The sequence below is a fragment of the Thiomonas sp. TH-17 genome, assembly GCF_057473305.1.
The window spans coordinates 1-4,731 of record NZ_JBYCKI010000084.1; the positions used below are offsets into that span (position 1 = coordinate 1).

At 66.0% G+C, this 4,731-nt stretch carries 3 protein-coding genes; all 3 read right to left on the minus strand.

Annotated features, from left to right (window positions below):
* Positions 1-462: polysaccharide deacetylase family protein (locus AC2VLV_RS05530; RefSeq protein WP_486989024.1), on the minus strand; the 462-nt coding region annotated here is incomplete at its 3' end.
* A complete protein-coding gene (locus AC2VLV_RS05535; protein WP_486989022.1) occupies positions 462-1,592 on the minus strand; it encodes a glycosyltransferase family 2 protein in 1,131 nt (376 codons plus the stop codon). The genes AC2VLV_RS05530 and AC2VLV_RS05535, both read right to left, overlap by 1 nt.
* A 21-nt stretch (positions 1,593-1,613) precedes the next feature.
* Entirely contained in the window at positions 1,614-4,658 is a 3,045-nt protein-coding gene (locus tag AC2VLV_RS05540) for a non-ribosomal peptide synthetase (RefSeq protein WP_486989023.1), read from the minus strand.
* Between the last annotated feature and the right edge of the window lie 73 nt (positions 4,659-4,731).

A 4,731-nucleotide genomic window follows, 5' to 3' on the forward strand; every position in this document is an offset into this window, starting at 1 on the left:
CATATGCACAAGCCAGTCGTAGGCAAACGGCAGGCCACTGCCAACATGACCGGTCGATACGAAAAACGTAGCCGGCACACCGACTTCGCGCAGGATAGGAAAGGCCATGTGGTAATTGTCGCTGTAGCCATCGTCGAAAGTCACTGCCACGGAATTAGGCGGCAATGCCCGGCCTTCACGGATCGCGGTGACGACACCCCCCAAGCTGACTGGATGGAACCGCTGCTTGAGCAGCCTCATCTGTTCGCGGAAGAGCGACGGCGATGTGCTCACCAGTTCGAGATCGAAATCGAAACGCGCCGGGTCAGGCACATCCAGAACCCTGTGATAGGCAAGGATGCGCAGGTTCCTTCTCAGTGGCGCACAGAGCCGCTGCATCGGCCACAACATGCCCGACGAATAGGACCACTCGCCCAGGCGCGACCGGATGCCAACACGGCCGTCCGTTTCATCCGCACGCATCACCACAGGTGCAATCTCCTTTTGCCTATGAATGCGATAAGTGCCTGCGCCGCAAACAGGTTCATGTAAAAGAACGCTACGGCAAGGCGGGCAGGAAGCCAGCGGCCGATCGCAGGCAGCAGGCGTCCAGCCACGGCAAGAAGCACGCCGGCGAGCAGCAGCGCCAGACTGATGGCGTAGACCCCATCGTGCCGGGCCAGCAGCGCGGCCGTCAGAACCAGCAACAGCAGCATCCAGGGTGCCAGCAGGCGCAACAGTTTATGGCTGAGAAAGCGCAACCAGAGTGGATTGCTCCACGGCGCGATGAGCCATGACGCCAGCTGCACGAGCTGGTAGTTGCCGGCCAGCGTGCGCACTTTGCGTCGCCGCTCTTCGGCAGGTTGCTGCGAAGGGCGATCCCAAGCGACTGCATTCGGTTCGAACACCACGCGTTTGCCTGCGCGTGCCACCTGCATGGGAATCAGCACATCATCGAGCACGGTGCCCTCGGGTATGGGCAGGAACAGGCTGCGGCGCATGGCATAAATGGCGCCGGTCACGCCGATCGTGGACCCAGACCGGCTTTCCGCCTGCCGGATCAGCTTCTCGTAGCGCCAGTAGGCATCGACGCCTTTGGCGAAGCCGCTTTGCGCATCGCGGAACTGAAGCTCGCCACTGACCGCGCCCACCGTCTCGTCGGCGAGATTGGCGACGAGAGCACGCAGTGCGGGAGGATCGAACTTCTGGCGCACATCCGTCATCAGCAGCACCTCGCCCGTGGCCATCGCGACGGCATCGTTGAGGCAGGCCGCCTTGCCCCTGCGGGCAGGAAACTCGAGGACGCGCACACGTTTGTCTCCGGCGTGCCGGGCCAGCGTGGCGGTATCGTCCTCGCTGCCATCACAGGCGACGATGATCTCCATCTGCTCACCTGGATAGTCCAGGCTTGCGAGATTCGTCAGCTTGGCCTGGATCTCGTGTGCACCGTTGTGGACAGCGAGCACCACGCTTACGCTGGGTGCGATGTTGCGCTTCGATACGCGGCGTTCGCAGCAGCGCGCCTGCAGCCAGACCCAGGCGGGATAGCCGGCGTAGGTGTAGATGATCAGCGCGGCACTGCCCCAGAACAGCGCGATGGCCAGCATCAGCATGCGCGATGCACTCCTGCAAGCTCAGCCATGTCTTGGGGCTCCCAGCATGCGACGCAAACGGGTCAGCAAGGATGCAGGCCTGGAGTCGCCGGTTGCGGCATGTGGAATGGGTGGCAACAGCGTGGCCAGTGACGACAGCGTCTCGGTGGCAACATTCAAAAGGTTCAGCCTCACCTTGGTTTCGCGTTGCACGCGGGCAGCGAATTCAACGGCCAGCAGCGAATGTCCGCCGATGTCGAAGAAATTGTCGCTGCCGCGAACGTCCGCAATACCAACCAGCTCGCTCCAGATCGCGGCAAGATAGGCCTCGCGTGGGTCGGACAACGGCGCGGCCGCCACCACGGGCTGCTGTGATGCAGGCAGGGCGGCGGCTTCGGTGTCCGACGTCGCTGCGGTCGCCGCGGGCATGGGCAGGGATGCCCGGTCGATCTTGCCATTGGGCGTCTTCGGCAGTGCTTCGAGCAGTTCAATGTGTTGCGGCTGCATGTAGCCAGGAAGCTGTCCGCGGAGATGCGCGCGCAGGGACTGGGTGATCTCGCCCCTGGGGCCGTCGGCCACGGCATACAGCACCAGCCGCGTATCGTTATCACCGAACATGCGTGCCACCACGACGCATTCGCGCACGGCGGCATGGGAGCCTGCGGCGGACTCGATGTCTCCGGGCTCGATACGGAAGCCGCGAATCTTGATCTGATGATCGACACGGCCGTGGAAATACAGCATGCCGTCATGCCAACTGCCCAGATCACCGGTGCGGTACATGCGCCCGCCACCAGCGTGGAAGGGCTCGGGCACGAAGCGCTGCGCGGTCAGCTCCGGCTCGCCGAGGTAGCCATCAGCCACGCCGTCGCCGGCGATCACGATCTCCCCGATCACCCCTGGCGGCACCGGCTGGCCGCGGCGGTCAAGCACGTAGATGCGCGTGTTGGCGATCGGCCGGCCGAGTGGCACCACCTCCACGCCGGCGTCAATCGGTGCCACCGTGGACCAGATCGTGGTCTCGGTGGGGCCGTACAGGTTCCACATGCCGCGGCAGCGCGTCACCAGCGAGCGTGCCAGCGCTCGCGGCAGTGCCTCGCCGCCGACCAGCAGGCGCAGCCCGGCGAAAACGCTGTCGTGGCCGATCTCCTCGACCAGCTTGAGTAGCGACGGTGTGGTTTGCAGAACCGTGCAACGCGTGCGTTCGATCAGTTCGCACAAGGCGCGCGGATCACGGTGATCGGCCTCGGTCGCCACCACCACATGGCCGCCGCAGATCAGCGGCAGGTACATCTCCAGACCGGCGATGTCGAACGAAAGCGTGGTGACTGCGCAAAGCACGTCGTCGGCACCGAAACCGGGGTCGCGCTGCATCGAACGCAGAAAATTCACCAGGTTCCGGTGCAGGATGCGCACGCCCTTCGGCTGTCCGGTCGAGCCGGATGTGAAGAGCACGTATGCCTGATCGTCGCCGTGGACCGCCGGCAGTTCGCCCCCGGCGTCCGGCTCGCGCATCAACTGCGTCACTTCCAGCAGTTGTGCCCCCAGCCGCAGCACCTCCGGGACGGCCGCGGCCGGTCCGCAAAGGATCGAGCGGACAGCGGCCTTGTCCGCCATGTAGCGCAGCCGCTCGGGTGGGAACTCCGGATCCAGCGGCACGTAGGCCGCGCCGCTGCGCAGCACGCCCAGCACCGCCACCAGCATGTCCACGGTGCGCGGCACGCACACGCCAACATAATCGCCGCGACCGATGCCGCGCCGCGCCAGCGCCAGCGCCAGCGCACGCGAGGCGGCGTCGAGGCCGGCGTAGTCCAGTGAATCGCCGCCGCCGCTGCTGACTGCCGTTCGAGACGGGTAGTCGCGCATGCTCGCAGTGATCAGGTCGACCAGCGACTGCTGTCGATCCTGCGGCATTGCGGTGTCGTTCCAGGTGTTCAGCACCTGGCGCCGTTCGTCGGCGCTCATCAGCGTGTAGTCGCCGACCGGCTGCGCGGGCGCCGCCGCGCCCTGGCGCAGGATCTCACGCAGGTAGCCACTCCAGCGTTCGATCGTGGCCGCGTCGAACAGCTCGGGGTTGTAGTGGAACAGGAAGTCCAGGCGCCCCTCATGCTCGGTGAAGTGGAACTCGATGTCCCAGTTCATGTAGCGCTTGGGCAGGTCACCATGCGTCACCACGACGCCGTCCCACTGCGTGTCCGCCACCGCCGGATTGAAGTTGAACAGCACGTCGGTCAGCGGCGTCCGCCCGCTATCGCGCGGCAGCGCGAGCGACTGTGCGATGCGCATCAGCGACACGTCCTGATGCTCGCCCGCATCCAGCACGGTGGCCTGCACGCGCTTGACCAGCGCGCCGAACGACTGGTCCGGGTCCACCGCCATGCGCAGCGGCAAGGTGTTGTCGCTGTCGCCCATGGTCTGGCCGAACCGGCTCACGGCCTGGCCGGCGAACGGGATGCCGCAGACCAGGTCGTTCTGGCCAGACAGCCGCTGCAGCAGCGCGTAGAAGCCGCCGAGCAACAATGCGAACAGGGTCACCCGCTGTGCCCGCGCGGCATCGCGCAGAGTGCTGGCCAGCGTAATGTCGAGGCAGCCAGCGAAGGTGGCGCCGCGGAACCCGGCATGGCGCCCACGCGGATGGTCCAGCGGCAGCGCCAGCGGATCGGGCAGCGTGCGGTACAGCGTCAGCCACCAGTCCAGCGAGGCCTGCCCGTCCGCGCCATCGTGGCGCGCGCGCTCATCCAGCACGAACCGCCGCCATGCATCGGCAGGTGGCCAGGACGGTTCATCGCCTCGCCGGAAGGCGTTGTAGCCGGACGCCAGCTCGCGCAGGAACACGCTGATCGACCATCCATCCATCACGATGTGGTGGGCTACCATCACCAGCGCGTGTTCCTTCGGTGCCAGCTTCACCAGCCAGGCGCGCAGCAGCGGGGGTGTCAGGCGATCGAACGGACGGGCGGACTGCTCGGCGATCAGAGCGTCGAGCGCCGCGCGCGGATCGCTGCCGGCGCTGACATCCAGTGACTCGATCCGCACCGGCGCAGGCGGCGCGAATACCTGCCCGCTGCCGGACAAGGTGCCGCTCACCGACGCACAGCTGTGGCGCTGGCTGGGTATGCACTACAGCGACGGTATCGCGCCGACATTCAATGAATCGACG